This is a genomic window from Pseudomonas sp. SO81, assembly GCF_030374125.1.
In the GTDB taxonomy this organism is placed as follows: Bacteria; Pseudomonadota; Gammaproteobacteria; order Pseudomonadales; family Pseudomonadaceae; genus Aquipseudomonas.
Window position 1 is genome coordinate 1,108,458 of record NZ_CP126126.1, and the last position, 25,939, is coordinate 1,134,396.

Genomic DNA, 25,939 nt, shown 5'->3' on the forward strand with positions numbered 1-25,939 from the left:
AAAGCGCAAATATCCGCTTCAAATAATCGATTAAGTTGATTATTTGCGAAGCGAGCCCTAGGCTCACTTCTGCTCGCAGGTAAGATCCACGCGCAGCTTGATGATGTTGCGGGCGAACTTCACCGTCTGGGTCACGCTCTCCCCGGCCTTCAGCTCGGAAGCGCGGGTGCGCGGCGCCTCGGGACCGTTCTGGAAGCGGGCGCTGCACTTGGCATCGAGAGTGCCGTAGTTGTACAGGGTGAGGCCGCCGATATTGCTGTCTATCTCCTGGATCGTGGCGGATACCTCGGCGCCGTTCAGCTGCTTCTTCAGCTCGGTCGGGTAGGCGAAGGCGGTCAGCGGCAGCATAGCGAGCAGGACCAGGCAGCAGTTTTTCATCGGCACTCTCCTTTTGGGGGTGCCCAGATTAGAGAAGAGGAAGCGGCGATGAAAGCGCCCCGTGTCACGCTGGATCAATGGCGCACCCTGCAGGCGGTGGTGGACCACGGCGGCTTCGCCCAGGCGGCCGAGGCGCTGCACCGCTCGCAGTCCTCGGTGAGCTATACGGTGGCGCGCATGCAGGAGCAGCTGGGCGCGCCCCTGCTGCGCATCGACGGACGCAAGGCGGTGCTCACCGAGGCCGGCGAAGTGCTGCTGCGCCGCTCGCGGCAGCTGGTCAAGCAGGCCAGCCAGCTGGAGGAGCTGGCCCATCATATGGAACAGGGCTGGGAGGCAGAGGTACGCCTGGTGGTGGATGCCGCCTACCCCACCGCCAACATCGTGCGCACCCTGTCCGCCTTCATGCCGCAGAGCCGCGGCTGCCGCGTGCGCCTGCGCGAGGAGGTGCTGTCCGGCGTCGAGGAAGTGCTGCGCGAAGGCTCCGCGGACCTGGCCATCAGCGCCCTCAACATCACCGGCTACCTGCCCATCGAACTGGGCGAGGTGGAGTTCCTCGCCGTGGCGCACCCGGAACATCCGCTGCATCGCCTGCAACGCCCAGTGACCTTCCAGGACCTGGAGGGCCAGATGCAGGTGGTGACCCGCGACAGCGGCCGCGTGCAGCCGCGCGACGCCGGCTGGCTCGGCGCCGAGCAGCGCTGGACGGTCGGCAGCCTGCCCACTGCGCGCACCTTCGTCAGCAGCGGCCTGGGCTTCGCCTGGCTGCCGCACCACCTGATCGCCCGCGAACTGGAAGAAGGCCTGCTCAAGCCGTTGCCGATGGAACAGGGCGGCACCCGCCGGCCGCGCTTCTTCCTCTACAGCAACAAGGACAAGGTGCTCGGCCCGGCCACCCAGATTCTCATCGAGCTGATCAAGAACTTCGACGGCGCGCCGCTGGAGGCACCCTTCGCCGCGCCACTGTCGGGCAACTGAGGCCAACACCATGTCCTACTTCGAACATCAGGGCTGCCAGCTGCACTACGAAGACCGCGGCCAGGGCGAGCCGGTGCTGCTGGTGCACGGCCTCGGCTCCAGCATCCAGGACTGGGAATACCAGATGCCGCACCTGCTGCAAGGCCGCCGCGTGCTGGCCATCGACCTGCGCGGCCACGGCCGTTCCGGCAAGCCGCGCGAGCGCTACAGCATGGCCGGCTTCGCCGCCGACGTGGCGGCGCTGATCGAACACCTGGGCCTGCCACGCGTACATCTGGTCGGCATCTCCATGGGCGGCATGGTCGGCTTCCAGCTGGGCGTCGACCGGCCCGAACTGCTACGCAGTTTGACCATCGTCAACAGCGGCCCCGAGGTGCGCGCCAAGAGCGCCGCCGACTGGTGGATGCTGGCCAAGCGCTGGACCCTGTCGCGGGTTTTGAGCATGCAGACCATCGGCCAGGGCCTCGGCCGCATCCTCTTCCCGCACCCGGAACAGGCCGAGCTGCGCGCCAAGATCGAACAGCGCTGGCCAGAGAACGACAAGCGCGCCTACCTCGCCAGCCTGGACGCCATCATCGGCTGGAGCGTGCGCGAACGCCTGGCCGCGATCACCTGTCCCACCCTGGTGGTCACGGCCGACCGCGACTACACATCGGTCGCCAGCAAGGAGGCCTATGTACGCGAGCTTCCCAACGCGCGCCTGGTGGTAATCGAGCGCTCGCGCCACGCCACCCCGATGGACCAGCCGCAACGTTTCAATGCCGTCCTGGACGAGTTCCTCGCCCAGGTCGAGCGCAATCAACCGCAAGAGAAAAACAAGGACCCACAACCATGCTGAAGCAACTCCTCCTCTCCGCCTGTGGCCTGCTGCTGAGCACCAGCCTGCTGGCCGCCGGCAATCCCCACGTGCTGCTGACCACCAGCCTCGGCGACATCGAGATCGAGCTCAACGCCGAGAAGGCGCCGATCAGCACGCAGAACTTCCTCGGCTACGTGGACGCCGGCTTCTACAACGGCACCCAGTTCCACCGGGTGATCCCGGGCTTCATGATCCAGGGCGGCGGCTTCGATGCCGACATGGGCGAGAAGGACACCTTCAAGCCGATCAAGAACGAGGCCGACAACGGCCTGCGCAACGACCGCGGCACCCTCGCCATGGCGCGCACCCAGGTGGTGGACTCGGCCACCAGCCAGTTCTTCATCAACCACAAGGACAATGACTTCCTCAACCACGGCGGCCGCGACTTCGGCTACGCGGTGTTCGGCAAGGTCGTGCGCGGCATGGACGTGGTCGACCGCATCGCCAAGGTACGCACCGGCAACCGCGGCATGCACCAGAACGTGCCGGTCGAACCGGTGCTGATCCTCAGCGCGAAGAAGCTCTGAACTGCGACGCCTGGCGCGGCCGCTGCAGCGGCTGCGCCAACCTCTCTCTCCTGCCGATCCGCGAGCCATCCCGGACTCAGCGCAGATAGGCGCCCGCCTTGCGCTCCAGCAGCTCGACCAGCTCCGGCTGCATGTATTCGTAGTCGTCCGGAATGCCCAGGCAGATCACCCGCCGATCCTTGAGCAGCGGGCCGAAGCGCTGCTGCAGGCGCCGCTGGTGCACCCGTTCCATGACGAAGATCAGCTCGGCCCACTGCACCTGCTCGGCGGACAGCGGCACCTCGGCATCCGGCGCCAGCCCGGCCGAGTCGCTCTCCACGCCCGGCCAGGCGGCAAAGATCTGCTCGGCCGTGGGGCTGCGCAGGCGGTTGCGACTGCAGATGAACAGGGCACGGGTCACGGCCGGCGCCACAACAGCAGCAAACCCAGCAAGGCGAACAGACCGATGCAGATGCCATAGCACCAGGTCGCAGGCCCGGAATGGCCGATGGCTTCGACACCGCCGACATCCTCCAGCCAGCGCCACAACGGCACCAGCAGCAAGGCCAGCAATACGCCGAGTGGCAGGCTCAGTGCCAGAACACCCAGGCCCAGCAACAGCTTCTGCATCTCAGGTTCCTTCCTGGCGATAGGGCAGCAGCTGCCGCGCCTGCTCGGCATAGGTCAGTACGGCCGGCCGCTCCTCGGCGAGGAACTGATCCACGGCGGCGCGCAAACCGGGATGCAGCAGGTAGTGCCAGGAGCGGGTGATCTGCGGTTCGAAGCCACGGATCAGCTTGTGCTCGCCCTGGGCGCCGGCATCGAAGCGCTGCAGGCCCTCCTCGATGGCGCGCTCTATGCCCTGGTAGAAACAGGTCTCGAAATGCAGACGATCAAAGTCGCCCAGGCAGCCCCAGTAGCGCCCGTAGAAGCTGTCGCCGCCCACCAGGCTGAAGGCCATAGCCACTGGACGACCGTTCCGCAGAGCACTGACCACGCGTACCACCTCGGGCATACGCTCGGCCAGCAGGCTGAAGAAGTCGCGAGTCAGGTATGGCGCGCGACGGCGCACATGGTAGGTACTGGCGTAGCAGGCATAGACGAAATCCCAGTCCACCTCGCTCAGCTCATGGCCCAGCTGCCAGCGGAAGTCGATGCCGTACCCGGCCACCTGCTCGCGCTCCTTGCGCAGCTGCTTGCGCTTGCGCGAGCTGAGGGCGTCGAGGAAATCCTGGAAGTCGCGATAACCACGGTTGTGCCAGTGGTACTGGCAGTCGAGGCGCTGCAGCCAGCCGTCGCGCCCCTGGAACAGCGCATCGTCCTCGGCCCGCAGGAAGTTGATATGCAGCCCGGACAACCCCTCCCCCGCCAGCTCCGCCACCAGCTCGTCGAGCAACTGGCCGGCAGCCTGCCCATCGCCCAGCAGACGCGGGCCGCTCACCGGACTGAAGGGCACGGCGCCGAGCAGCTTGGGGTAGTAGGCGATGCCGGCACGATGACAGGCATCGGCCCAGCCCATGTCGAATACGTATTCGCCATAGGAATGCTGCTTAAGATAGGCCGGCAGCGCCGCCCGCAACGTATCGTTCGCGTCGTACAGCAAGCGATGCGCCGCCTGCCAGCCGGAACTCCCGCCGACACTGCCACTGTCCTCCAGCGCCGAGAGAAAGGTATGACGCAGGAACGGCTGCGGCTCGCGCAACAGGGCGTCCCAGACGGTGGGGTCGAAATCGGCGAGGCGGTGCAGGGTAATAAGCGGCATGCCGTCAGTCTGGCGGCTCGCCGAGGCAAAAAAAAGCCCCGCAGAAGCGGGGCTTGGAAGTAGGAGCGGAGAAGCGTTCGTTGTGCTTAGAAGACGTACTGGGCGCGCATCACGAAGCCGTCGCCGCTGTCGTCGCCGTTGGCGTTCTCGGCGTTGTCGACCTTGGACTTGACGTACACGCCGCTGATTTTCACGGACTCGTTGGCATACCAGTTCAGACCGACGTTGTGCACCTTGCCTTCGACGTCGTCCTTGCTGGCGAAGCTGCCGTTGTCGTCTTCGGCGCTGATGTTGTCGTAGCGGTAGAAGACTTCCCAGGCGCCCAGCTGCTTGTTGGCGGGCTTGATCGCGTCGAACTTGCCGAGCTTGTAGCCACGCGGCTCGCCGGTCAGGGTGTAGGCGGCCTGTACGTAGTAACCATCGGCGTCGATGTCCTCGTAGGCATCGTCATCGGCTTCCAGGCTGCGCGACACGTATTCACCCTGCAGGGAGAACGCGCCCATGGCCCAGGCAGCTTCCACGCCCCAGGCAGCATCGTCGCCGAAGGCGCCGGCAGGAGTGTCTTCGGCACCGGCCAGGGTCAGGCGGTTGCCGTTGTCGCCAGCGTCCTGGCCACCGTCGGTGCTCACGCCGCGCATGCCCAGACGGCTGCGGACGCGGCTGTCGAACTCGGTGTCGGACAGGTCGCGCTGGGCGTAATTGAGGCCGAAGTGCAGGACGTTGCCGGCTTCGTACATCGGCGCGAACACACCGCGCAGGTTGAACTGGGTGGCGCTGTCGCCATCTTCGGTGGAGTTGGTGGCGTCCTTGGCGTACAGGCCGGCGGAACCGTACAGAGTCGGACCTGCGGCGCCGGAAACCTGGATGCCCATGCCACCGTTGTGAGCGTTGGCCCAGTCGACCAGGTCATAGGCAGCGGTACGCTCCTGAGCGGTCACCCACTTGGAGCTGGTGGCCTTCTCCAGACCGAACTCCGGATCGAAGCGGCCAGCCTTGATCGAGACCGGGGCGAAGCCGTTGTAGGCCAGGGAAGCCTCGTCGAAGTAGCCATCTTCCTTGCGGTTGTCGCCGCCGGCGTTCTGCGACAGGTCGTAGTTGATCTGGTAGGCCCAGTCGGTATACATCACGCCGCCCAGCTCGACGAAGGCGCGGCGGAAGTAACCGGCGTCGGCGGTGTTGCCGTTCTTGGTGTAGAAGCCATCGAAGCGGCTGTAGTCAGCCTGAACGCGGCCACCCAGCTTGAAGCTGAAGGCCTTGTCGGTGGTGCCTACTTCCAGGCCACCTTTGGTCTTGATCATGATGTCGGCGCCGTCAGTGGTGACGGTACCGGCGAAAGCCTGGGCGGAAATGGCCAGAGCCAGGGCGCTGGCAGCAAAACCGGCGAAGTGCTTCATGAAGGATTCCCCTATTGGTCTTTGGAAAACACTGGGCTTCGGCCCTGCGTGTTGGGGGGGAATCTTGGCGGCGGGTTATTTCAGCCCGGTTTTATTTATATGAAAGTTAAATTACACAGGAACTTTTTACTCCTTTTCATAATAAGCCGGAGAGCCTCGGCCTGCCTGGGCCGGCGCCTCCTTCAAGCCTGACGAAAACGCACCGCCAGCCAATAGTCGATGCTCAACCAGCGCCCCGCCCCAGCGAAGAACAGCGCCAGCAGCATGAGCAGGTAGGTGACGGCGAACTCGATGCCGTTGTTCAGCACCACGAATTTGCCGCTGGCAGTCAGCCATTCGTAGTTGCCGTGTTCTTGCAGGAGCTCACGGGCACGCTCCAGCTTCTCTCCCGCCGCCAGCACCCGCTCGTTGGCGAAAGGCGCGGAGGCATCGGCGATGGCCTGCCAACCGAACTCCCAGTGCACGGCGAAGATCGCCACCAGCATGGTCACCATCAGCGGCACGCTGATCCAGCGCACGGCCAGGCCGCACAGCAGGAGGAGCGCACCGCCCACTTCGGTCAGCGCCGCCAGCCAGGCCAGCACGCCAGGAAACGGCAGGCCCAGGCCCCAGTCCGGATTGCCGAACCAGGCGATGGTGCTGTCCATGTCCGCCAGCTTGTGGGTGCCAGCCATCCAGAAGATCGGCACCAGATACAGGCGCAGCAGCAGCGGCGCGAGAAAATCCAGGCGGCGGGTTGCGTCCAGGCCATCCTGGAGTCGGTTGAGCAGGCTCAGCATGATGTTCTCCGTCAGGGATACCAGATGTCCTGGCGCTGCCAGCCATCCAGCAGCGCGCGGGCATTGGTGAAGAAGGGTTCGTCAGCCGCCAGCCCGCTGGCCTCGGCCAGATCCAGCAGGACCTCCAGCGGCGGCTGACCGGCCTGCAGACGCAGGGCCAGGTGATAGGCAAAGGGCGATAGCTGCTGGAAACGCACCCGCTCCGCCGAATCACGCCAGGCCAGCAGGCAGGTGGGCTCGGCGGGCACTCCGCGGGGTTGGTAATCGGCGCCGATGCGCTGTACCGGCCAGGCATAGGCCAGCGGCCAGGCCAATGGCGACCAGCCGTGGGCCGGCAAGCGATCAGTGGCCACATCCAGCGCCAGTTCGACGCGCTCGTAGTGGGCCAGCTCGGCGACAAAGCCGGGATCGCCCTGCTCCGCACCACCGCCGGCCTCCAGCCAGGCGACGAACTCCTCGCCTATCGCCAGGAAATACGGCGTGGCACAGCGGTGCCCGGCAATGAATTCGCGCACCAGCCGCTGCCGTCGCGCCTCGCCGAGGATCCGGCAGAGCACCGGAAAGCCGCTGGTGATAAAGCCGTCGAGGTTGTTGAAGAACAGCTCCTCGTACACCGCCATGCGCTCGGCCGATATCCCCGGCAACAGCGGTTCTGCCTGGGGCTGGCGAATGCGCGCGGCGAACGCCGCCTGGTCGCGCGAACTCATGCGCCGACCTCCCGCTGCAGCCTGCGGATCTGTCCCACCTCGGCATACAGCTCGGCCAGCGGCGGAAAGTTGAAGTCGCGTTCCAGCAGGGTCGGACGCATGCCATGCACGGCATAGCTGTGCGCCAGCAACTGCCACACCGGGTCGCACACCGGCGCACCGTGGGTGTCGATCTTCAGGTCGGCGGCCTGGTCCAGGTGCCCGGCCACATGCAGATAGGCGATGCGCTCGCTGGGCATCGCCTCGATATAGGCGCGCGGGTCGAAGCCGAAGTTGTGGGCGTTGACCTGCACGTTGTTGATATCCAGCAGCAGCTGGCAGTCGGCTTCCTCCAGCACGGCGCGGACGAACTCGATCTCGTCCAGCTCGCCGGGCAGGCGCGCATAGGCCGAGACGTTCTCGATGATCAGCGGCCGCTCCAGCACCTCTTCCACCTGGCGGATACGCGCGGCCACACGGCGCACCGCCCCATCACTGAACGGCAGCGGCATCAGGTCGTAGAGCTGGCCATCGTCGGCGCAGGCCGACAGATGCTCGCTGTAGCCACGGATGCCGTGCTCATCGAGGAAGACCTTGATCGCGCGCAGCAGCTCGGTGTCCAGCGGGGCGACGCCGCCGAGGTTGAGGGACAGGCCGTGGCAGAGGAACGGCACGCGCTCGGTCAGCGCGCGCAGCTGGCGGCCGAAGCGACCGCCGACGCCGATCCAGTTCTCCGGGGCGATTTCCAGGAAATCCACCTGCTCGTCGACCGAGCCGGAGGCGCTGTCCTGCAGCGCCGCCAGCAGGCCGCGGCGCAGGCCCAGGCCGGCGCCGCTGACGAAGTTGCCGTAGGCCATGTCCCGGCGCCCTTACTCGGTCTTCTCGGCGCCGCACTTGCCCTCGTGGCCGGCCTTGCCCTCCTCGCCGCAGCTGCCTTCCTTGGTGGCCTTGTCGCCGCCGCATTTGCCCTCGCCGCACTTGCCTTCGGCAGCTTTCTCGGCGCCCATCATCTCGGCACCGCACTTGCCCTCGCCGCAGGAGCCTTCGTGGCCCTTCTCGTGGGCCGCCAGGCTGTAGCCGCTGGAGAGTTCCTGAGCGGCGAACGGATTACTGCCGGCCTGGGCGGCGAAGGCAGTGCTCAGCAGGGCGGCGCCCAGGGTGATGGCTACGGAATTGCGCTGTTTCATGGAATCTCTCCAGTCGTGGTTATTGTGCGAGGAGCAATTGGCCCCTTCGCAACACTAGACGGAGGTCGTTGCGCCTCGTTACAGCGGGTTGGAAAAATTTCTGCGGATCAGGATTGGCGACGCTGGCGGGCGAGCTTCTCAGCCAGGGCATCCAGCTCGGGAATCGCTTCGTCCGGGAGCTGCCGCAGCACCGCCTGGCTCAGCCTGAGCTGGCGGATGAAGCGCCGGCAATGGCTGCACACGGCCAGATGGGTACGCACGCTGATGCGCTCGCGCAGGCGCAGCTGGCCGTCGAGGTAATCGCTGGAATGGGCCACCAGTTCCTTGCAGCTCAGCATTGGCCGGTCTCCTCGAAATGCTCCAGGGTGGCGAACACCTTGAGCCGGGCGCGGTGCAACAGCACTCTGACATTGGAGAGCGAGAGATCGAGAAGATTACAGATCTCCTCCAGCTCCAACCCTTGCCGCTCGCGCAGCAGCAGCACGCTGGACTGCGTCTCGGAGAGGCTGGCGATGGTCTTCTCCAGGCACTCGCGCAGTTCCGTCGCGGCCAGCAGGGCTTCGGGGGTGTCCTGCTCCCACTGACTGGGCGGGGTCTGCCAGTGACCGTCCTCGGCGAAACGCTCGGCACCGACGCTGCCATGGGGCGCCGGCAGATCGTCGAGCAGCGGTTCGCGGCGCTGCTGCTTGAGGCGGCTCTTGGCGGTGTTGGCGGTGATGGTCAGCAGCCAGGTCTTGAGGCTGGAACGCTGCTGGAAACCAGGCAGGTTGCGCACCACGGCCAGCCAGGCGTCCTGTACCACTTCGTCGGCGTTGCGGCTGCCGACGATGGCGTAAGCCACGGCGCGCATGGCGCCCTGGTAGGTACTGACCAGCTCGCGGAAGGCATGCTGCTCGCCGGCCAGCAGGCGGGCGAGCAGCTCGGCGTCAGTCCCTGACATGCGCGGCGATCAGGCCTTTCTGCGCAGGATCACGCTGCCGATCGAGTACCCGGCACCGAACGAGCTGAGCACGCCCAGGCTGCCGGCCGGCAGATCATCCTGGTGCTTGTGGAAGGCGATCACCGAGCCGGCGGAGCTGGTGTTGGCGTAGGTATCGAGGATCACCGGCGCCTCGTGTGGTTCGGCGTCACGGCCGAGCAGCTTGCGGGCGATCAGCAGGTTCATGTTGAGGTTGGCCTGGTGCAGCCAGAAGCGCTTCACGTCGCTGACGTTCAGCTGGTTCTCTTGCAGATGCGCGCCGATCAGCTCGGCCACCATCGGGCAGACGTCCTTGAACACCTTGCGGCCTTCCTGGACGAACAGCTTGTCCTTGGCGCCGATGCCCTCTTCCGCCGCGCGGTTGAGGAAGCCGAAGTTGTTGCGGATGTTGTTGGAGAACTGGGTCAGCAGCTTGGTGCCGACGATGTCCCACTGGTGCTTGGAGGTGGCCTGGTCGGCGCGCTCGATGATCACCGCGGTGGCGCCATCGCCGAAGATGAAGTGGCTGTCGCGGTCGCGGAAGTTCAGGTGACCGGTGCAGATCTCCGGGTTGACCATCAGCACCGCGCGCGCCTGGCCGGTGGCGATGGCGTTGTTGGCGGCCTGGATGCCGAAGGTGGCCGAGGAGCAGGCCACGTTCATGTCGTAGCCCCAACCGTCGATGCCCAGGGCGGCCTGTACTTCGATGGCCACCGCCGGGTAGGCGCGCTCCAGGTTGGAGCAGGCGACGATCACCCCGTCGATATCGGCAACGGTCCTGCCGGCACGCTCGAGCGCTTCCTTGGCGGCGGCCACGGACATCTCGCAGAGGATGCCCCACTCTTCATTGCTGCGCTGCGGCAGGCGCGGTGTCATGCGCTGCGGGTCGAGGATGCCGGCCTTGTCCATCACGTAGCGGCTCTTGATGCCGGAAGCCTTCTCGATGAAGGCGCTGTTGGATTCGGTCAGCGCCTCGATCTCACCGCGCTCGATGGCGGCGGCGTTGTCGGCATTGAACTGCTGGACGTAAGCGTTGAAGGAGGCCACCAGCTCTTCGTTGGAGATGCTGTTGGCGGGGGTGTACAGGCCAGTGCCACTGATTACGGCTTTGTGCACGGGACATTCCTCTTCTTCTATGGCCGCCCGGAGCGGCTGGCTTGTCGGTTGCGCCACGGCGGCGCGAATTCGGTGCGGCTGCTGTTCGGGGCCAGGCAGTGGCGCAGCTCTGCAAAGTGCGGAGTTTGCCATAGCCGGGGCCTGTGGCGCTGCCATCGCGACACGACACCAGACTGGCGGTGCGGCAGCGCGCTTTCAGTGGAGATGCTCGATAAGGCCGGCAAGGCACAGGGTAATTGCGGCGATTTTCGGCAAAAGCGGCAGCATTGTGTCGGGCTTGGCAAAAACCGCAGGCAAGGCTCATCGACAGCGCTGCTCCTGACGTCACGCCGTTTTGACCGGGCGCTCAGCAACGGCGCAGAATCGTCCCTTCCCACGGCAAAGGAACTCGCCATGTTCGGCACCCATGATCTGCTCCTGTTCGTCATCTCCGGCCTGTTGCTGAACATGGCCCCCGGCCCCGACTCGCTGCTGATCATGGCGCGCAGCGCCACCCAGGGCTGGCGCGCCGGATCGGCGGCGGCGCTGGGCATCGGTGCCGGCACCTGCGTGCACATAGTGGCCGCCGCGCTGGGCATGTCCGCGGTGCTCGCCACCTCGGCCACCGCGTTCATGGTGGTCAAGCTGATCGGCGCCGCCTACCTGCTGTACATCGGCATCGGCATGCTGCTGGCGAAACGCAAGGAGGCTGTCGAGCCGACTGCCATCGAGCTGCCCGCCCTGCCCTACGGGCGCATCTTCGCCCAGGGCTTCCTGACCAACGTGCTCAACCCCAAGGTGGCGCTGTTCTTCCTCGCCTTCGTGCCGCAGTTCATCAGCCCGGACGCCGAGCACAAGGCGCTGGCGTTTATCCTGCTGGGGGCCATCTTCAACTTCAACGGCATGCTCTGGTGCCACTTCCTGGCCCTGTCCACCGCCTTCGCCCAGCAGCGCCTGCAGGTCGGGCGGCGTGTCGGCCTGTGGCTGGAGCGCTGCACCGGTGGCCTGTTCACCGCGCTGGGTATCAAGCTGGCGCTGGCCGATCGAGTGTGATCCAGCGCTAATGAAGAAGGGGGCCAGTCGGCCCCCTTCTTTTTGCCTCAGTTGCAGTTGGCCGGCGGTGTCGCCGCCACCACGGTGCTGTAGTGGTAGCTGTAGTCGCCGCCAACCGACTGGGTGCCGTTGGTCCCGGCGTACTGGCCGATGATCCAAGTCTCCGCCTTGGGAATGCCGCCGTCGGCATAGGCGGCAATGTCGGTGGTGGCGTTGCCGTAGGCGCGCACGATGTTCAGGCCGACCTGCTCGCGCAGGTACTTCACGTAGTTGGTCTTGTGCGCCTGGGTGTCCGGCGGGATCGGGCCGTCGCCATAGGGGTTGGAGCGGTAGTGCCACTGCGGGATGCCCTGGTAGTCGAACCACTGGCGCGCATCCTTGGTCACCCAGTACGGCCGGGCGGTGAGGAATACCAGCTGGTAGCCCTTGTCGCGATAGGCCTTCACCGTCTGCGGTGCGTAGTAGTAGGCCTGCGCGGTCTTCAGACCGACATAGTCGGCATAGGCCTCGAAGTCGTTGATGGTCAGGGTGCCGTCGATATCGAACAGCACGGCCGGGCGATTCGGATCGACCACGCTGAGGTAGCCGTCGACCTGGCTGAGGTCACCCTCGACCACGAAGCGCAGGCGGTACTCGCCGACCGGCCGGCTGCCGACCGCCACGTTGATCTTGCCGTCGCTGTCGGTGGTGTAGCGGCCCAGGTAACTCCAGCCACTCATGCCGGTGCCGTACAGGTAGGCATGCACGTACTCGCCTTCCAGGTCCTTGTGCAGCACGGCGTCGTAGTCGAACTTGGCGGTGACGGTGGCGGCCTGGTCGCTGCGCACCATCTGGTCGTGGACCATGTGCCAGGGCTTGTACAGGCCGGCCAGTACCTGGCTGCCAAAGTTGCGGAAGTTCTTCTTCGCCGGCTTGGTCAAACTCGGTGGGTTGGCCGGGCTTTGGAAGTCCGGGCACTGGGCGCTGACCTGGGCACTCAGGGCCAGCAGGGTGAGGGCTGCAAGAGCTCGCATCGCTACATTTCCTTATGGTTCGTTATTGTTATGGCGCTACCCCTGAACGGGGCGCGCTTGAAGTTAAGCAGTGATTGTTAACCGCACATGAACACCCGCCACGCCGTATCGCCCGACCCTGCGCGCCACACCGCAGCGAGGGCTCTGGGGTGGGGGCTAGGCCATGTCGTGAATTGCTCGGCTTGTGACCGGCATCACTGATCGGTTAGCGTCTGGAGCGTCCCCACCAGCTCCGGCGACCACCATGGCCCTGCATACCTGGCTGATCTACCTCACCGCCGTCTTCGGCCTGTCGCTGACGCCCGGCCCCAACGGCCTGCTCGCCCTCACCCACGGCGCGCTCTACGGCCACCGCCGCGCCCTGTGGACGGTCACCGGCGGCATGCTCGGCTTCGTGCTGCTGATGGCACTGTCGATGTTCGGCCTGGCCGCCCTGCTCAAGGCCTCGGTGCATGCCCTGCTGGTACTCAAGTGGCTGGGCGCCGCCTACCTGATCTGGCTCGGCATCCAGCTCTGGCGGGCGCCGCCGCTACACCTCACGCCGTTGCAATCGGCTGCGCCGCGCCCCGGCCTGCAGTTGTTCCGCCAGGGCCTGCTGTCGGCCCTGTCCAATCCCAAGGTGATCCTGTTCTTCGGCGCCTTCCTGCCGCAGTTCCTCGACCCGGCGCGCAGCCTGTGGCTGCAGTTCGCCGTGATGGCGGCCACCTTCGCCATCGTCGAGGGCATCGTGGAATACCTGCTGGCACGCACCGCGCAACGCACCCGGCCCTGGCTGGAGCGCGCCGGGCGCGGCTTCAACCGTTGCTGCGGCGGGCTGTTCGCCGCCATGGGCCTGGCCCTGCCGCTCACCCGTTAAGCAACGAAGTCCAGCCGCCGCAGCCAGGTGCAGGCCAGCAGCGCGCCACACAGGCGCGCGCTGTCCCTGGAGTCGTCCAGCCACAGCAGCCAGCGTTCGCCCTGCGCCTCCAGGCGCCAGTCGCGCGTCCCGGCCAAGGCCGCGATGCGCTGCTGCAGGGTGGTTTCGTCCAGCGACAGGGTTTCGATCAGCACGGCGCGAAACATGGCGGTCTCCTGCGGGGAACGCCCCGCTCGTGTGATTCAGTGGGCAACCGGCCGGACCAGCGCGGCCTTGCCGTCGGACAGCAGCCAGGCCACCAGCGTCGCCGGCTGCGTGCTGCTGGGGTTGCGGGTGACGCGGTGCAGCTGGCCCGGCGCCTCGTACCAGGCCTCGCCGGCCTTGAAGCGCTGCGACGGCTGGCCATCCAGGGCCGACTCCACCTCGCCGCTAACCACCACCAAGAACACCGCGCCCGGGTGGGTGTGCGGCCGCGACGTGGCGCCAGGGGCGAACTCCACCCGCAGCGCCTGGGCGTGGCTGCCAAGTGCTGCCGGCAGCTCGGCCGCCGCCACCGGAGTTACCGTCTCGTCACCCGCGCCGCCATGGCCCAGCGCGGCGGCGCTGGCCAGGGCGGACAGGACGAACATCAGCATCGACCTACGCATGGCGTTCACTTCGCCGGCTGCATGGCGAAACCGACACCGAAGCGGTTCCACGCATTGATGGTGGCGATGGCCAGGGTCAGCTCGGCGATCTCGACCTCGTCGAACTGCGCCGCTACCTCGGCGTACACCGCGTCCGAGGGATGGCCCTCGGTCAGCTGGGTCATGGCGTCGGTCCACAGCAGGGCGGCACGCTCGCGTTCGTTGAAGAACGGCGCGTCTTGCCAGGCGCCCAGGGCCAGCAGGCGGCGGGCCGATTCGCCCTGCTTCAGCGCATCGGCGCTGTGCATGTCCAAGCACAGGGCGCAGCCGTTGAGCTGCGAGGCGCGCACCTTGATCAGCTCGCGCAGCGAGCCTTCCAGGGAGAAGGCGGCCTGGGTCTGCTCCAGGGCGTAGATGGCCTTGAACACGTGGGGGGCGGTCTGGTGATAGTTGTTGCGTTTGCTGGTCATCATGGCGGCTTCTCCGAAAGAGACCCGATGTCGTACCGGGAATGGTCGCCACTGTATTGCTCGGCCATAACGGGATAAATTGGCCGGCAACGTAAACATTGTGCGGAGAAACGGACAATGGCCTTCGACCGCCTGGAAGCGATGCGCGCCTTCTGCCGCATAGTCGAACTCGGCAGCTTCACCCGCGCCGCCGATGCGCTGGGCCTGGCCAAGACCACGGTGTCCGGCCAGGTGGTGGCGCTGGAGACCCAGCTCGGCGTCAAGCTGCTGCACCGCACCACCCGCCGGGTATCGCCCACCACCGACGGCAGCGCCTACTACGAGCGCGCCCGCGCCGTGCTCGACGACCTCGACGAACTGGAAACCACCGTATCGCAGAACCGCGGCCTGGCCCGCGGCCGGGTGCGGGTGGAGATGCCCACCCCGGTCGGGCGCTTCCTGGTCATCCCCGCCCTGCCCGACTTCGTCGCGCGCTACCCACAGATCCGTCTGGACGTCGGCTGTAGCGAACGGGTCGTCGACCTGGTTCAGGAAGGCGTCGACTGCGCCATCCGCGGCGGCCCGGTGCACGACCCGGATCTGGTGTGCAAACCCATCGGTAGGATGCGTTTCACCGTTTGCGCCTCGGCCAGTTACATGGCCGACAAGGCGCCGCTGAGCCACCCGCGCGACCTTGCCGCGCTGCGCTACCTGGCCTTCGTCTACCCGGCCAGCGGGCGGCAGAAGGTCAACGTGCTGCAGCGTGGCGACGAGCGCTTCACCATCGAACAGGAGCCGGCCATGCGCTTCAACAGCGGCGGCGCCTACGTGGCCGCCGCCGAGGCCGGCCTCGGTTTCGTCACCGTGCCCACCGCCGAGGCCGAGCAGCCGCTGGCCGAAGGTCGGCTGGTGGAGCTGTTGCCGGACTGGCAGCTGGAGAGCATGCCCATGAGCCTGGTCTACCCCTACTCGCGGCATCTGTCGGCGCGGGTGCGCGCCTTCGTCGACTGGGCCGCCGAGCAGATGGGCAATCATCCGCTCTGGCGCCCCTAGCCTGTGCGCCTAGGCCGCGGTGTCTGTGGCTAAGCCGTGCCGCTAGCCTCGCGCTATGGCTAGCCCTGCCCGCCCAGCTCGCCCAGGCACTGCTGGGACACCTGCTGCAGGCGCTTGATCAGCGGTTCCGGCAGTTCGGCCTTTTCCAGCGTGGCGATCTCGCTGGCGGAGAAGTCGCGATCAATGCTCGACACCGTGCAGTTGCAATACTGCTGCGCGCGCTGCTTGCCCAGGGGTTGGCCGGCGCTGTTCTCGCAGCTCCGCTGGAAGGTGTCGCGCACTCCGGGCGGCCAGTCCTTGGCCAGCGCCGGCAGGCTGGCCAGCAGCAGCGTGGCGAGAGCAATTCGCTGGAAGCGATCCATGGTAATTCCCTCGCTAGGCGGAAAAGAGCGGCCGCGTCAGGCGCGGCCGGTCGCGCATCACTGCGGCACTGGCGGATTGGCATCCGGGCGGATGTCGAAACCGCCACGGTTCTCGCTGACCACCTGGAAGTACTGGGTGCTGCCCGGGGTGACCTTCACCGCCAGCTCCTTGTGCAGGCGGCCCATGCCGCACAGGGTGTCGTCCATCTTGTCGATGGTCAGGCCCAGCACGCGGGTGCCAGCCGGCACGTTGAAGCTGGCCACCTCGGCCATGCCGATGCGCGCCGCCACCTTGCGGTCCACCTCGATGGCCACGTAGCAGCCGCCGCCCATCAGGCCCATGTCGCGATTGACGATCAGGCGGCCACCGTTCTGGTGCTCCTCCTGGAAGGCCAGCAGGCGGTCGCTCGGCACCGGGGTGATGTTCTCGGGATCGGGGCGGAACGACGAACAACCGGCCAGCAGAACCAGGGGTAGAACGGCGAAGAACTGGCGCATGGAAGCCCTCCTTGGGCGTCGTGGGATCGGGCCAGTATTGGCGCTTAGGCGCCGCGGCTCAAGAGGCCATGTGCCTGTCGGAGAAAATCCTGAACCTCGTGCACAGCGCCACCCTCTACACCTCAGTACCCCCGAGAGGAGAACGACATGAACCGATTGCTGATTGGCGGCCTCGCCACCTGCCTGCCGCTGCTGGCCATGGCCGACGGAGAGCTGACGGAAAACCTCAATGGCCTGCAGGTGGAAACCGCCACCAGCCCGCTGACCGCGCAGGACAACACCGGTGCGGGCCCGGTCACCGGCAACGCCACCCTGGTGCTCAAGCTGACCAACCATGAAACCCAGGCGGTGGAATGCGAGGTCGACCCCGGCCCCACCGCCGCCGATCCTCAGGTGCAACGGGTCAGCCTGAAGCCGGGTGAGAGCGCCACCTTGCGCGTGGACGCCCGCGCCGCCGGCGCCACCAGCGACGGCAAGCTGACCTGCACGCCAGCCGGCGCCTCCTGAGAACTGGTTGCACTCACGCCAGGCCCCCCTCCCCTGGGCCTGGCTTCTTTTTGCCCGCCGCCGACTACAGCCCCGACTTCAGCCGGCTGAAGGCCCGCGTCAGCGCGCGGTTGAATGCTGGCGTGTTGTCGTTCTTGGTGTACAACTGCGCGCGCACCTCGGCCGGCGGATAGGTGCCCGGATCGGCGAGGATCGCCGGGTCGACCGTGGCATTGGCCGCTGGCACCGCGTTGGCGTAGTAGATGGTGTTGCTGATGGCGCCGATCACCTCGGGAGTCATCAGGTGGTCCATCAGCGCCAGCGCCTCCTGGGGATGCGGCGCATCCTTCGGCACCACCATGGCGTCGAACCAGATCAGCGTGCCTTCACGCGGAATGCTGTAGTGCAGGCTGTAAGGTTTGCCGGCCTGTTGCGCCTGGCCAGCGGCGATCGACACGTTGCCGTTCCACGACATCGCCAGGCAGGTATCACCGTTGGCCAGGTCGGCAATGTTGCGGTCGTTATCGAAGTAGCGAATGTACGGCCGCACCTTGGCCAGGTGCGCCTCGGCGCGCTTGAGGTCGTCGAGGTTCTGCTGGTTGATGTCCAGGCCCAGGTAGCGGAAGGTCGCGGCGAACACCTCGTTGGGGTCGTTGAGGAAGCTCACCCCGCAGTCGGCGAACTTGGCCACCACGGCCGGGTCGAGCAGCATCGCCCAGCTGTCGGTCGGCGCATTGGCCAGGCGCTTGGCGATGGCCTCCTGCTGATAGCCGAAGCCGGTAGTGCCCCACACGTACAGGCCGGCGTAGCGGTTGCCCGGATCGAAGGCCGCCATGTGCGTGGTGAACTCCGGCGCCAGCCCGGCGAAGTGCGGCAGCGCGGCCTTGTCCAACGGCTGCAGGGCATCGCTGCTGATCGCCCGCTGCAGGTGCTGGCCGGCGGTCAGCACCAGGTCATAGCCGCTGCGTCCGGTGAGCAGCTTGGTCTCCACGGTTTCCAGCGAGTCGAAGTGATCGACCACCACCTTGATCCCGGTCTTCTGTTCGAAGGACGACAGGGTGTCCGGCGCCAGGTACTCGTTCCAGATGTACAGATTGACCTGCCTGGCCGGCTCCGCCGCCTGCGCCTGAGCGCAGACAGCCAGGGCCAGAGCCGCGATGGCATGCAGCTTCATGCTGGCCTCCTAGCGCTTGGGCGCCGCGTACTGCGGCATGGTGATGCAGGCGACGTTGCCGCCGCCGAGCAGGATTTCCCGCGAGTTCTCAATGCCGAGGATGCGGTGCTTGGGGAACAGCTCGGCCAGGGTGGCCTGGGCGATGCGGTCGCAAGGGTCGTTGAACAGCGGCAGGACGATGGCCGAGTTCCCGGCGTAGTAGTTGATGTAGGACGCGCAGATCTGCGTGCCGGCCTGGCGGGTGTGAGTGGCATCGTCCTGATCGAGACCCTCGGCCTCTTCCGCCGTCCACTCCAGCACGCGCGGCTGCGGCAGCTTGTGGATCTGCAGCTCGCGGCCCTGGGCATCGCGGGTGCTGCGCAGGATGTCGTAGGCCTCCTGGTAGATTTCCCACTGCGGGTCGCTGCGGTCATCGGTCCACTGCATCACCACCACACCGGGGCGGACGAAGCAGGCCAGATCGTCGATATGGCCGTCGGTTTCGTCAAACTTGCAGCCGCGCGGCAGCCAGATCACCTGTTCGGCGCCCAGGTAGTCATGCAGGCGGCGGGTCATCTCGTCCTTGCCCAGGTGGGCGTTGCGGTTGCGGTTGAGCAGGCACTGCTCGGTGGTCAGCAGGGTGCGCTGGCCATCGGTCTGGATGCCGCCCATCTCGGCGATGAAGGGCGCGCGGTAGCGGTCGTAGCCTTCGATCTCGAGGATCTTCTGGGCGATCTGGTCGTCCTTGTCCCACGGGTAGTAGAGGCCGCCGTCGAGGCCACCGTAGGCGTTGAACTCGAAGTCTACGCCGCGCACTTCGCCGGACTCGTCATTGATCAGGAAGGCCGGGCCGCTGTCGCGGAACCAGGTGTCGTTGCAGGTCATCTCCACCACCCGCACATGGGCCGGCAACTGGCGACGGGCGTTGGCGTACTGGCTGGCCGAGGCGCACACGGTGACCGGCTCGCTGCTGGCGATGGCCGAAACGATCTCGACCCAGACTTTCTGTGCCGGCTTGGCGCCGTTGCGCCACACATCAGTGCGCTCCGGCCAGCCGAGCCAGCAGCGGGCCTTGGGTTCGAATTCACCGGGCAGGCGGAAGCCGTCGGCTTTGGGCAGGGAGGTCAGGGAACGGGCCATTACTAGGTACTCGTCGGTGGCTGTTGGATGGCTCGACAGTACCCGTGGCAGAGCGGCCGCGACCAATGACCATTATCGCGGGATAGCTGAATTCAATTCACAGGTCGGCTAGCTGATCGGTTAGCCACTCGACGAACTGCGCCACTGCCGGCTTGTCCAGCCGCAGACGTTCGCACACCAGCGCGTACTGCCCGAGCGACGCCACCTGGGCGGCGAACGGGCGCACCAGGCGGCCACTGGCCAGGTCCTCGGCGCTGGTCAGGTTGTCGCCGATGGCCACGCCCTGCCCTCTTGCCGCGGCCTCCATGGTCAGCCCGGCATGACCCAGGTAGAGGTGGCGCGCCGGCTGGATATCGCCGGCGTGGGTGGTCAGCCAGGCGGTCCAGGTCTTGCCGTCCTGGTCGTCGTGCAGCAGGCAGTGACGAGCCAGATCGCGCGGGTGCTTGAGCGGCAGCTGGTTGAACAGGCCGGGGCTGCATACCGGGAAGAACTGCAGGGTCGGCAGCGGCCGCACGAAGTAGGCACTGGCGTCCTCCGGGCCGGTGCCGTAGGTGATCGCCAGGTCGATTTCGGCGCCGGGCAACGGCGCCTCCAGCGGTTGCTCGTGCAGGTGCAGGGTGATCTGCGGGTGGCGCTCGGAGAAGTCCGCCAGGCGCCCGACCAGCCACTTCTGCGCCAGCTCCACGGTCACCGCGACACGCAGCTGCGCCTGCGAGCCGGGGTCGCGCAACTCGTCGCAAGCCTCGCCGATCAGCTCGAAGGCCTGCTGCAGGCTGCGCAGCAGGCGCCGCGCCTGGGGCGTGGGCCGCACCTGGCGACCGTCGCGCTGGAACAGTGGCGTGCCGAGCTGCTCCTCGAGCTGGCGGATCTGGTGGCTGACCGCGCTGTCGGTGACGCACAGCTCGGCGGCGGCGCGGCCGAAGTGGGCGTGGCGCGCAGCGGCCTCGAAGGTGCGCAGGGCGGTGAGCGATGGCAGGCGACGCATGGCGATCCGGTTCCGGCAAAAGCCGTCATCCTTGCCCAGCGCCGCGCTCCGCGTCCAGCCCGATCAGTGCCCCTGGAAGGTCTGCCGCCAGGCGCTGGGCGACACGCCGAAGGCGCGGCCGAAGTGATGCCGCAGCGACACCGGCGAGCCGAAGCCGGCCAGCGCGGCGATGGCTTCCACGCCCTGCTCGCTGCTCTCCAGCAGGCGCTGGGTCAGGGCCAGGCGCTCGGCCAGCAGCCAGTCGCCCACCGTCATGCCGGTGAGCTGGCGGAAGTGCCGGGTGAAGGTGCGTCGGCTCATCAGCGCGCGCTCGGCCAGGCTGTCCAGGCTGTGCGGTAAGTCGAGATGGGCGCGCACCCAATCGAGCAGACCGGCCAGGCGATCATCGCGGGAGGTGGCCGGCAGCGGCTGCTCGATGAACTGCGCCTGGCCGCCCTGGCGATGCGGCGGCACCACCAGGCGCCTTGCGACCCGGTTGGCCAGCTCGGCGCCGTGCTGCTGGCGCAGCAGGTGCAGGCAGCAGTCGATGCCGGCGGCGGTGCCGGCCGAAGTCAGCAGGCCGCCGTCGTCCAGGTACAGCACATCGGCGTTCACCGTCACCCGCGGATAGCGCGCGGCAAAGTCGTTGGCCCAGGCCCAGTGGGTGGTGGCACGCAGGCCATCGAGCAGCCCCGCCTCGGCCAGCACATAGGCGCCCAGGCACAGGCCGACCAGCCGCGTGCCGCGCGCATGGGCCGTCACCAGGGCGTCCAGCAACGCCTGCGGCGGGCGCTCGTCGGGGTCGTGCCAGCTCGGCAAGATGACCGTCTGCGCCCACTGCAACGCTTCCAGCCCGTGCTCGACCTGCAGGGCGAAGCCGGCGGTGGTCGGCAGCGCACCCGGTGTGCTGGCGCACACGCGCAGCTCGTACAGCTCGGCGCCCGGGCCCAGGTCGCCGAACACCAGGCAGGGCACGGACAGGTGGAACGGCGTGATGTGGTCGAAGGCGACCACGGCGATGCGGTGGGCAGACATGGCGTTGTCCCGATCCGAAGGTTTGGCCCGATCTTAGCGCAAGCTGGCTTTAAGGCCACTCACGGCGACAGGCGCGACGGGCGAACAATCTGCCCATCGACAACCACAACGCCAAACCAGAGGAACCCGCCATGAGCCAGCAACCGAAACGCGCCCTGATCGTCATCGACGTACAGAACGAATATGTCACCGGCAACCTGCGCATCGAGTACCCGCCCATCGAGCAGTCGATGGCCAATATCGGCCGCGCCATGGACGCCGCCACCGCCGCCGGCATCCCGGTGATCGTCATCCAGCACCTGACCCCGGAAGGCGCGCCGATCTTCGCCACCGGCAGCTACAACGCCGAGCTGCACCCGCTGGTGGCGGACCGCCCGCGTGACCACTTCATCCAGAAGCAGATGGCCAGCTCCTTCGCCGGCACCGACCTGGCCGCCTACCTCAAGCAGCACCAGATCAACACCCTCAGCGTGATCGGCTACATGACCCACAACTGCGACGACTCCACCGTGCGCCAGGCCCATCACGAAGGCTGGAACGTCGAGCTGCTGCACGACGCCGCCGGCTCCCCGCCCTACAGCAACGCCATGGGCTCGGCCACCGCCGAGGAGATCCACCGGGTGTTCACCGTGGTCATGCACACCGGCTTCGCCGCCGTGCTCAGCACCGATGAATGGCTCAACGCCCTGGCCACCGGCGAAGTGCCGCAGCCGGACAACATCTACCTGTCCAACCAGCGCGCCATCGCCAATCGCTGAAAACCCAGGCAAATAAAAAGCCCGGCCTAGGCCGGGCTTTTGTGCGTAGGGCGGGTGAAACCCGCGTGACCTGCTCGCGGGTTACACCCGCCCTACCGATCAGCCGTTGATGCGCTTCACCAGTCGCGCCTGCAGCGCCTTGAGTTCCTCAGCATCACCCTGGTTGGTGGCATGGATGCCGAGCTTGTCGCCCTCGTAGCGCGGCACGATGTGCACGTGGATGTGGAACACCGTCTGCCCGGCCGGAGCGCCGTTGAACTGCGCCACCTGCACGCCGGCCGGCTCCAGCTCGTCCACCACCGCCTGGGTCAGCTTGCGCACCACGCTCATCACCTTGGCCAGGTTGGCGTCGTCGATCTCCAGGATGTTGCGCGCCGGGGCGTGCTTGGGGATCACCAGGCAATGGCCGTAGGACTGCGGGAACAGGTCGAGGAAGGCCAGCACGTCCTCGTCCTCGTACAGCTTGTAGCAAGGCGCCTCGCCGCGAATGATCTTGGCGAAGATGTTCTGCTCGTCATAGGTTCCGTGCAGGCTCATGGGGTTCTCCGTGGTCGACAAAAAGCAAAGGCGAACCATACCGGCTTCCGGCGAGTCAGGTAAGGATGTCGCCGCTGTCGGTGGCCGGCTATCCTGACCACGTCGCCAGTTCTCCGGAGTACTCATGCCAGATCTTTCCGCCTTCCCTATCACCCGCAAATGGCCCGCCACCCGGCCCGACGTCTTGCAGCTGTATTCGCTGCCCACGCCCAACGGCGTCAAGGTCTCGATCATGCTGGAGGAGACCGGCCTGGCCTACGAGCCGCACCTGGTCAGCTTCGAAACCAACGACCAGCTCAGCCCCGAATTCCTCTCGCTCAACCCGAACAACAAAATCCCCGCCATCCTCGATCCCAACGGGCCGAACGGCGAGCCGCTGGCCCTGTTCGAGTCCGGCGCCATCCTCGTCTACCTGGCGGACAAGACCGGCCAGCTCATGCCGCAGGACGCCGCCGCGCGCTACCAGTGCCTGCAGTGGCTGATGTTCCAGATGGGCGGCATCGGCCCGATGTTCGGCCAGCTCGGCTTCTTCCACAAATTCGCCGGCAAGGACTACGAGGACAAGCGCCCGCGTGACCGCTACGTGGCCGAATCGGCGCGCCTGCTCGGTGTGCTCGACCAGCACCTGCAGGGCCGCGACTGGATCATGGGCGACGCCTACAGCATCGCCGACATCGCCACCTTCCCCTGGGTGCGCAACCTGATCGGCTTCTACGAGGCCGGCGAGCTGGTGCAGTTCGAGCGCTTCGCCAACGTGCGCCGCGTGCTCGACGCCTTCCTCGCCCGCCCGGCGGTGGTGCGCGGCCTGAGCATTCCACGGCGCGGCTGAAGGCCACTGGCCACGGCTTGTCGGGTGGCCGGCCGTTGGCTAAGGTCGCCCGCAGGCCGCGCGTCCGGCCCCCCATTTCCACGGAAGGAATCAGCATGCGCCCCGCCCTCGCCCTCGCCCTCGCCCTCGCCCTGCTCCCCTGCCTGCACGCCCAGGCCGCGTCGACCGACGCCTGCGTGCCGGCACCCGATGTCGACATAGTCGACATCCACGCCCTGCAGGAGAAGGCCGCTGAGGGCGATGTGTGCGCCAGCCTTACGGTGGCGCGCTTCTCCGATAGCCAGCAGCAGTACATGAACTCGCGTTACTACTACCTGCTGGCGGCCAAGCAGGGCGACCTGAGTTCCGACCAGCGCCTGCTCGAGCTGTACCGCACCACCTCGGAGAACATCGTGCAGCAGGCGATCTACGAGGAGTGGCTGGTGGCCGCCGCCGAGCGCGGCATGGTCGAGGCGCAGCTGGAGCTGGGCAAGTACCTGCTGGCCTGGAAGGAAGATGGCCAGGACCGCATCGGTGCCATGTTCTGGTTCGAAACCGCCGCCAAGCAGGGCAACCTGCAGGCCCAGTACCTGCTCAGCGAACAGTACCGCAGCGATATGGCCGAGGAACCCATGGACATGGCCAGCGGTGACGAGACCGCCCTGCACTACGCCCATGACGACACCAAGGCCGCGGTCTGGCTGTGCAAGGCCGCCCAGGGTGGCCTGCCGCGCGCCCAGGCCGCCCTCGCCGAGGCCTACAGCTTCGGCAGCGGCGGCGCACCGCTGGACCAGGACCAGCGCCGCCTGTGGCTGGAGAAGGCCGCCGCCAACGGTGAAGCGGACGCCATCGCCCAGCTCGATGACAGCGCCGAGCCCTGGTACACCCGCGCCGAGAACTGGGGCAAGCGCCAGCTGATCACCGACGAGGCGCGCTGCCCGGACGTGGCCCTGACCGTCGAGCGCTGAACCCGGTCGGCGCGCGGCAGGTGCGCGCGGGCGTCGCTCCGGGTATCTTCTGCGGCCGAGTAATCGCAGTCAGAACGCCCGATCCATGATTCGCATCGCCCTCCTCTGCGCCGCCGTACTGTGCGCCAGCCCCGTCCTCGCCAAGGTCGAGATCGAAGCCGCCGAACAGAAGAACATCGGCCGCATCCTGATCGCCAAGATCTCCGAGGACATCGCCCCGGGCGACTACGAGGCGCTGTTCAAGGGCCTGCAGGCCCACCCCGGCAAGTTCGCCCGCAAGATCCTCCTGCTCGACAACATCGGCGGCAGCGCCGCCGAGGCCATGCGCATGGGCCGCCTGCTGCGCGAGACCGGTTTCGACACCCTGGTGCCGGCCAAGGGCGTGTGCCAGGGCAGCTGCGTCTACCTGCTGGCCGCCGGCCGCAAGAAGACCGTGCGCGGTTACGTCGGCATCCATCGCCCGCACTTCCCCGCCGGCGAATCCGCCCAGGCGCGCCTCGGCGGCATGCCCGCCAACCCGGCCGGCTACCTGCGCGACATGGGTGTGGCGCCCAGCCTGGCCGCCGACATGCAGGCCATCGAGCCGCAGCGCATGAGGGTACTCAGCGCCGACGACCTGAAACGCTACCGGTTGAACTGATACCCGCCCCGGCGTCCCAGTGCGCCCGCAGGTATTCGGTGAATACCTTGACCTTGCGTGTGTTGCGCCGGTGCGGCAGGTACAACAGGTGGATCCAGGGGCCAAAAGCACTCGGCTCGCGCCAGTACTCGGGCATCACCTCGACCAACTCACCGCGCGCCAGGTAGGGCGCAGCACTCCACTGAGGAATGAACTGCAGGCCCTGGCCGTCGAGCAGGCAGGCCAGCAGGAAGTCATAGTTGTCGCTGGCCAGGCGCGGCACCGGCTGGGCCAGACGGATACGCTGCTCGCCCTGCTGCACCCACCAGAAATGCCGGTTGAGCAGCGTGTGGCGGAAGATCAGCCAGTCGTGCTCCAGGTAGTTGTCCAGGGTCACGTCGGCCCCGCGGCGCGCCATGTACGCCGGGCTGGCACACAGCAGCAGATGATTCTCCACCAGAGGCTGGGCGATCACCCCGGGCAGGTCGGTGGGGCCGTCGCGCAGGGCCAGGTCGTAGCCGCCATCCACCAGGTCGGTATAGGTGTCGCTCAGCTCCACCTCCAGGTGCACCTGCGGGTGGTCGGCGAGAAAACGGCAGCACACCTTGGACAGAAAGGCCGGGCCGAAGGACGGCGGCGCGGTGATGCGCAGGCTGCCGCGCAGCTCGTGCTGCAGCTGCTCCACGCCCTCGCCCGCCAGCTGCAGCTGCATCAGCGCCTGGCGTGCGCCGTCCAGGTAGATGTGCCCGGCCTCGGTCAGCGCCATGCGCCGGGTGGTGCGCTCGAACAGGCGAGTGCCCAGTTCGGCCTCCAGCTGCGCCACCGCCTTGGTCAGGGCCGAGGGAGTCTTGCCCAACTGATCGGCGGCGCGGCTGAAGTTACCGTGCTCGGCGGTCGCGACGAACATGGTGAGCGCACTCAGCTTGTCCATTTATCTATTCCTGACAGGCACAGAAGTTGTGCTGGGGATGGGATTTTTCTG

General features: G+C 66.9%; 35 protein-coding genes. 11 read left to right on the forward strand and 24 right to left on the reverse strand.

The genetic code is table 11. The features are described 5' to 3' along the window. Positions 1 to 63: 63 nt before the first annotated feature. A complete protein-coding gene (locus OH686_RS05335; protein ID WP_137972307.1) occupies positions 64 to 378 on the reverse strand; it encodes a 3-phosphoglycerate kinase in 315 nt (104 codons plus the stop codon). A gap of 48 nt (positions 379 to 426) precedes the next feature. On the opposite strand from OH686_RS05335, the gene OH686_RS05340 reads away from it, so the two are divergent. The 3 genes from OH686_RS05340 to OH686_RS05350 are packed head-to-tail and all read left to right on the forward strand — an operon-like array spanning position 427 to position 2,739. Next, positions 427 to 1,353, forward strand: a complete 927-nt coding sequence (locus OH686_RS05340; protein WP_137972306.1) for a PA3225 family LysR-type transcriptional regulator — start codon at positions 427 to 429, stop codon at positions 1,351 to 1,353. Positions 1,354 to 1,363: 10 nt separating this feature from the next. Continuing rightward, positions 1,364 to 2,191, forward strand: coding sequence for an alpha/beta fold hydrolase (locus OH686_RS05345; RefSeq protein WP_289536646.1), 828 nt, complete (start codon positions 1,364 to 1,366; stop codon positions 2,189 to 2,191). Continuing rightward, positions 2,185 to 2,739: a peptidylprolyl isomerase gene (locus tag OH686_RS05350; protein WP_137972304.1), complete on the forward strand. Its 555-nt coding sequence runs from the start codon at positions 2,185 to 2,187 to the stop codon at positions 2,737 to 2,739. The genes OH686_RS05345 and OH686_RS05350 overlap by 7 nt, the downstream gene beginning before the upstream one ends. Before the next feature lie 76 nt (positions 2,740 to 2,815). Here the strand turns inward: OH686_RS05350 and OH686_RS05355 are convergent, their stop codons facing one another. The 11 genes from OH686_RS05355 to OH686_RS05405 form a co-directional block, all read right to left on the reverse strand. After that, on the reverse strand, positions 2,816 to 3,139 hold the full coding sequence (locus OH686_RS05355; RefSeq protein WP_289536650.1) for a low molecular weight protein tyrosine phosphatase family protein: 324 nt from the start codon (positions 3,137 to 3,139) through the stop codon (positions 2,816 to 2,818). Continuing rightward, positions 3,136 to 3,348, reverse strand: a complete 213-nt coding sequence (locus tag OH686_RS05360) for a hypothetical protein (RefSeq protein WP_289536652.1) — start codon at positions 3,346 to 3,348, stop codon at positions 3,136 to 3,138. The genes OH686_RS05355 and OH686_RS05360 overlap by 4 nt, the downstream gene beginning before the upstream one ends. Position 3,349: 1 nt before the next feature. Then, on the reverse strand, positions 3,350 to 4,480 hold the full coding sequence (locus OH686_RS05365) for a GNAT family N-acetyltransferase (RefSeq protein ID WP_289536654.1): 1,131 nt from the start codon (positions 4,478 to 4,480) through the stop codon (positions 3,350 to 3,352). Positions 4,481 to 4,566: 86 nt separating this feature from the next. Next, positions 4,567 to 5,874, reverse strand: coding sequence for an OprO/OprP family phosphate-selective porin (locus tag OH686_RS05370; protein WP_289536656.1), 1,308 nt, complete (start codon positions 5,872 to 5,874; stop codon positions 4,567 to 4,569). A gap of 182 nt (positions 5,875 to 6,056) precedes the next feature. Continuing rightward, positions 6,057 to 6,653, reverse strand: a complete 597-nt coding sequence (locus OH686_RS05375; protein ID WP_289536657.1) for an HvfX family Cu-binding RiPP maturation protein — start codon at positions 6,651 to 6,653, stop codon at positions 6,057 to 6,059. Positions 6,654 to 6,664: 11 nt separating this feature from the next. After that, on the reverse strand, positions 6,665 to 7,360 hold the full coding sequence (locus OH686_RS05380) for an HvfC family RiPP maturation protein (RefSeq protein WP_289536658.1): 696 nt from the start codon (positions 7,358 to 7,360) through the stop codon (positions 6,665 to 6,667). Further along, a complete protein-coding gene (locus OH686_RS05385; RefSeq protein WP_289536659.1) occupies positions 7,357 to 8,196 on the reverse strand; it encodes an HvfB family MNIO-type RiPP peptide maturase in 840 nt (279 codons plus the stop codon). Before OH686_RS05385 ends, OH686_RS05380 begins: the two co-directional genes overlap by 4 nt. Before the next feature lie 12 nt (positions 8,197 to 8,208). Then, positions 8,209 to 8,526: an HvfA family oxazolone/thioamide-modified RiPP metallophore gene (locus OH686_RS05390; RefSeq protein WP_289536660.1), complete on the reverse strand. Its 318-nt coding sequence runs from the start codon at positions 8,524 to 8,526 to the stop codon at positions 8,209 to 8,211. Between the two features lie 107 nt (positions 8,527 to 8,633). Next, entirely contained in the window at positions 8,634 to 8,864 is a 231-nt protein-coding gene (locus OH686_RS05395) for an anti-sigma factor family protein (RefSeq protein WP_289536661.1), read from the reverse strand. Continuing rightward, positions 8,858 to 9,466: an RNA polymerase sigma factor gene (locus tag OH686_RS05400; protein ID WP_137972294.1), complete on the reverse strand. Its 609-nt coding sequence runs from the start codon at positions 9,464 to 9,466 to the stop codon at positions 8,858 to 8,860. Before OH686_RS05400 ends, OH686_RS05395 begins: the two co-directional genes overlap by 7 nt. Before the next feature lie 9 nt (positions 9,467 to 9,475). Continuing rightward, complete coding sequence (locus OH686_RS05405; protein ID WP_289536663.1) at positions 9,476 to 10,600, reverse strand: beta-ketoacyl-ACP synthase III; 1,125 nt, start codon at positions 10,598 to 10,600, stop codon at positions 9,476 to 9,478. Between the two features lie 393 nt (positions 10,601 to 10,993). Between OH686_RS05405 and OH686_RS05410 the strand changes: the two genes are divergently transcribed. Continuing rightward, complete coding sequence (locus tag OH686_RS05410) at positions 10,994 to 11,632, forward strand: LysE family translocator (protein ID WP_289536664.1); 639 nt, start codon at positions 10,994 to 10,996, stop codon at positions 11,630 to 11,632. A 47-nt stretch (positions 11,633 to 11,679) separates the two neighbouring features. Here the strand turns inward: OH686_RS05410 and OH686_RS05415 are convergent, their stop codons facing one another. Next, positions 11,680 to 12,645, reverse strand: coding sequence for a lipin/Ned1/Smp2 family protein (locus tag OH686_RS05415; protein ID WP_289536666.1), 966 nt, complete (start codon positions 12,643 to 12,645; stop codon positions 11,680 to 11,682). Positions 12,646 to 12,889: 244 nt separating this feature from the next. On the opposite strand from OH686_RS05415, the gene OH686_RS05420 reads away from it, so the two are divergent. Continuing rightward, entirely contained in the window at positions 12,890 to 13,501 is a 612-nt protein-coding gene (locus OH686_RS05420; protein ID WP_289536667.1) for a LysE family translocator, read from the forward strand. Here the strand turns inward: OH686_RS05420 and OH686_RS05425 are convergent. The 3 genes from OH686_RS05425 to OH686_RS05435 are packed head-to-tail and all read right to left on the reverse strand — an operon-like array spanning position 13,498 to position 14,597. Beyond that, entirely contained in the window at positions 13,498 to 13,707 is a 210-nt protein-coding gene (locus tag OH686_RS05425; protein ID WP_289536669.1) for a hypothetical protein, read from the reverse strand. The genes OH686_RS05420 and OH686_RS05425 overlap by 4 nt on opposite strands. Before the next feature lie 36 nt (positions 13,708 to 13,743). Next, complete coding sequence (locus OH686_RS05430; protein ID WP_289536671.1) at positions 13,744 to 14,148, reverse strand: cupin domain-containing protein; 405 nt, start codon at positions 14,146 to 14,148, stop codon at positions 13,744 to 13,746. A gap of 5 nt (positions 14,149 to 14,153) precedes the next feature. Continuing rightward, positions 14,154 to 14,597 carry a carboxymuconolactone decarboxylase family protein gene (locus OH686_RS05435; protein ID WP_289538835.1) on the reverse strand — a complete coding sequence of 148 codons (444 nt, stop codon included), beginning with the start codon at positions 14,595 to 14,597 and terminating at the stop codon, positions 14,154 to 14,156. A gap of 117 nt (positions 14,598 to 14,714) precedes the next feature. Between OH686_RS05435 and OH686_RS05440 the strand changes: the two genes are divergently transcribed. Next, positions 14,715 to 15,629 carry a LysR family transcriptional regulator gene (locus OH686_RS05440; RefSeq protein ID WP_289536673.1) on the forward strand — a complete coding sequence of 305 codons (915 nt, stop codon included), beginning with the start codon at positions 14,715 to 14,717 and terminating at the stop codon, positions 15,627 to 15,629. Between the two features lie 59 nt (positions 15,630 to 15,688). Here OH686_RS05440 and OH686_RS05445 read toward each other — a convergent pair whose 3' ends face one another. Both OH686_RS05445 and OH686_RS05450 read right to left on the reverse strand, forming a co-directional pair. Further along, complete coding sequence (locus OH686_RS05445) at positions 15,689 to 15,991, reverse strand: hypothetical protein (RefSeq protein WP_289536675.1); 303 nt, start codon at positions 15,989 to 15,991, stop codon at positions 15,689 to 15,691. Between the two features lie 57 nt (positions 15,992 to 16,048). Further along, complete coding sequence (locus tag OH686_RS05450) at positions 16,049 to 16,489, reverse strand: 3-isopropylmalate dehydratase (protein ID WP_289536677.1); 441 nt, start codon at positions 16,487 to 16,489, stop codon at positions 16,049 to 16,051. A 147-nt stretch (positions 16,490 to 16,636) separates the two neighbouring features. Here OH686_RS05450 and OH686_RS05455 point away from each other — a divergent pair, with 147 nt between their 5' ends. Then, complete coding sequence (locus OH686_RS05455; protein WP_137972284.1) at positions 16,637 to 16,996, forward strand: hypothetical protein; 360 nt, start codon at positions 16,637 to 16,639, stop codon at positions 16,994 to 16,996. 64 nt (positions 16,997 to 17,060) lie between these two features. Here the strand turns inward: OH686_RS05455 and OH686_RS05460 are convergent, their stop codons facing one another. From OH686_RS05460 to OH686_RS05475, 4 genes are all read right to left on the reverse strand, one after another. Further along, positions 17,061 to 18,149 (reverse strand): extracellular solute-binding protein, encoded by a 1,089-nt coding sequence (locus OH686_RS05460; protein ID WP_289536679.1) that lies wholly within the window; start codon positions 18,147 to 18,149, stop codon positions 17,061 to 17,063. 9 nt (positions 18,150 to 18,158) lie between these two features. Then, positions 18,159 to 19,268: an agmatine deiminase gene (aguA, locus tag OH686_RS05465; RefSeq protein ID WP_289536681.1), complete on the reverse strand. Its 1,110-nt coding sequence runs from the start codon at positions 19,266 to 19,268 to the stop codon at positions 18,159 to 18,161. A 97-nt stretch (positions 19,269 to 19,365) separates the two neighbouring features. After that, complete coding sequence (locus OH686_RS05470; protein WP_289536683.1) at positions 19,366 to 20,253, reverse strand: LysR substrate-binding domain-containing protein; 888 nt, start codon at positions 20,251 to 20,253, stop codon at positions 19,366 to 19,368. A gap of 63 nt (positions 20,254 to 20,316) precedes the next feature. Then, entirely contained in the window at positions 20,317 to 21,267 is a 951-nt protein-coding gene (locus OH686_RS05475) for a GlxA family transcriptional regulator (protein ID WP_289536685.1), read from the reverse strand. Between the two features lie 131 nt (positions 21,268 to 21,398). Here OH686_RS05475 and OH686_RS05480 point away from each other — a divergent pair, with 131 nt between their 5' ends. Next, positions 21,399 to 22,025 (forward strand): cysteine hydrolase family protein, encoded by a 627-nt coding sequence (locus OH686_RS05480; RefSeq protein ID WP_289536686.1) that lies wholly within the window; start codon positions 21,399 to 21,401, stop codon positions 22,023 to 22,025. A gap of 99 nt (positions 22,026 to 22,124) precedes the next feature. Here the strand turns inward: OH686_RS05480 and OH686_RS05485 are convergent, their stop codons facing one another. Further along, entirely contained in the window at positions 22,125 to 22,562 is a 438-nt protein-coding gene (locus tag OH686_RS05485) for an HIT family protein (protein WP_289536688.1), read from the reverse strand. Between the two features lie 124 nt (positions 22,563 to 22,686). Here OH686_RS05485 and OH686_RS05490 point away from each other — a divergent pair, with 124 nt between their 5' ends. The 3 genes from OH686_RS05490 (at position 22,687) to OH686_RS05500 (ending at position 24,978) form a co-directional block, all read left to right on the forward strand. Then, a complete protein-coding gene (locus tag OH686_RS05490) occupies positions 22,687 to 23,391 on the forward strand; it encodes a glutathione S-transferase N-terminal domain-containing protein (protein ID WP_289536690.1) in 705 nt (234 codons plus the stop codon). Positions 23,392 to 23,486: 95 nt separating this feature from the next. Beyond that, positions 23,487 to 24,338: a tetratricopeptide repeat protein gene (locus OH686_RS05495; protein WP_289536692.1), complete on the forward strand. Its 852-nt coding sequence runs from the start codon at positions 23,487 to 23,489 to the stop codon at positions 24,336 to 24,338. 85 nt (positions 24,339 to 24,423) lie between these two features. Beyond that, the gene (locus OH686_RS05500) at positions 24,424 to 24,978 is read left to right on the forward strand and encodes a COG3904 family protein (RefSeq protein WP_289536694.1); all 555 of its coding nucleotides are present in this window, start codon (positions 24,424 to 24,426) and stop codon (positions 24,976 to 24,978) included. Here OH686_RS05500 and OH686_RS05505 read toward each other — a convergent pair. Then, a complete protein-coding gene (locus OH686_RS05505; RefSeq protein WP_289536696.1) occupies positions 24,941 to 25,888 on the reverse strand; it encodes a LysR family transcriptional regulator in 948 nt (315 codons plus the stop codon). The two genes, OH686_RS05500 and OH686_RS05505, sit on opposite strands and share 38 nt — an antisense overlap. Positions 25,889 to 25,939: the final 51 nt, after the last annotated feature.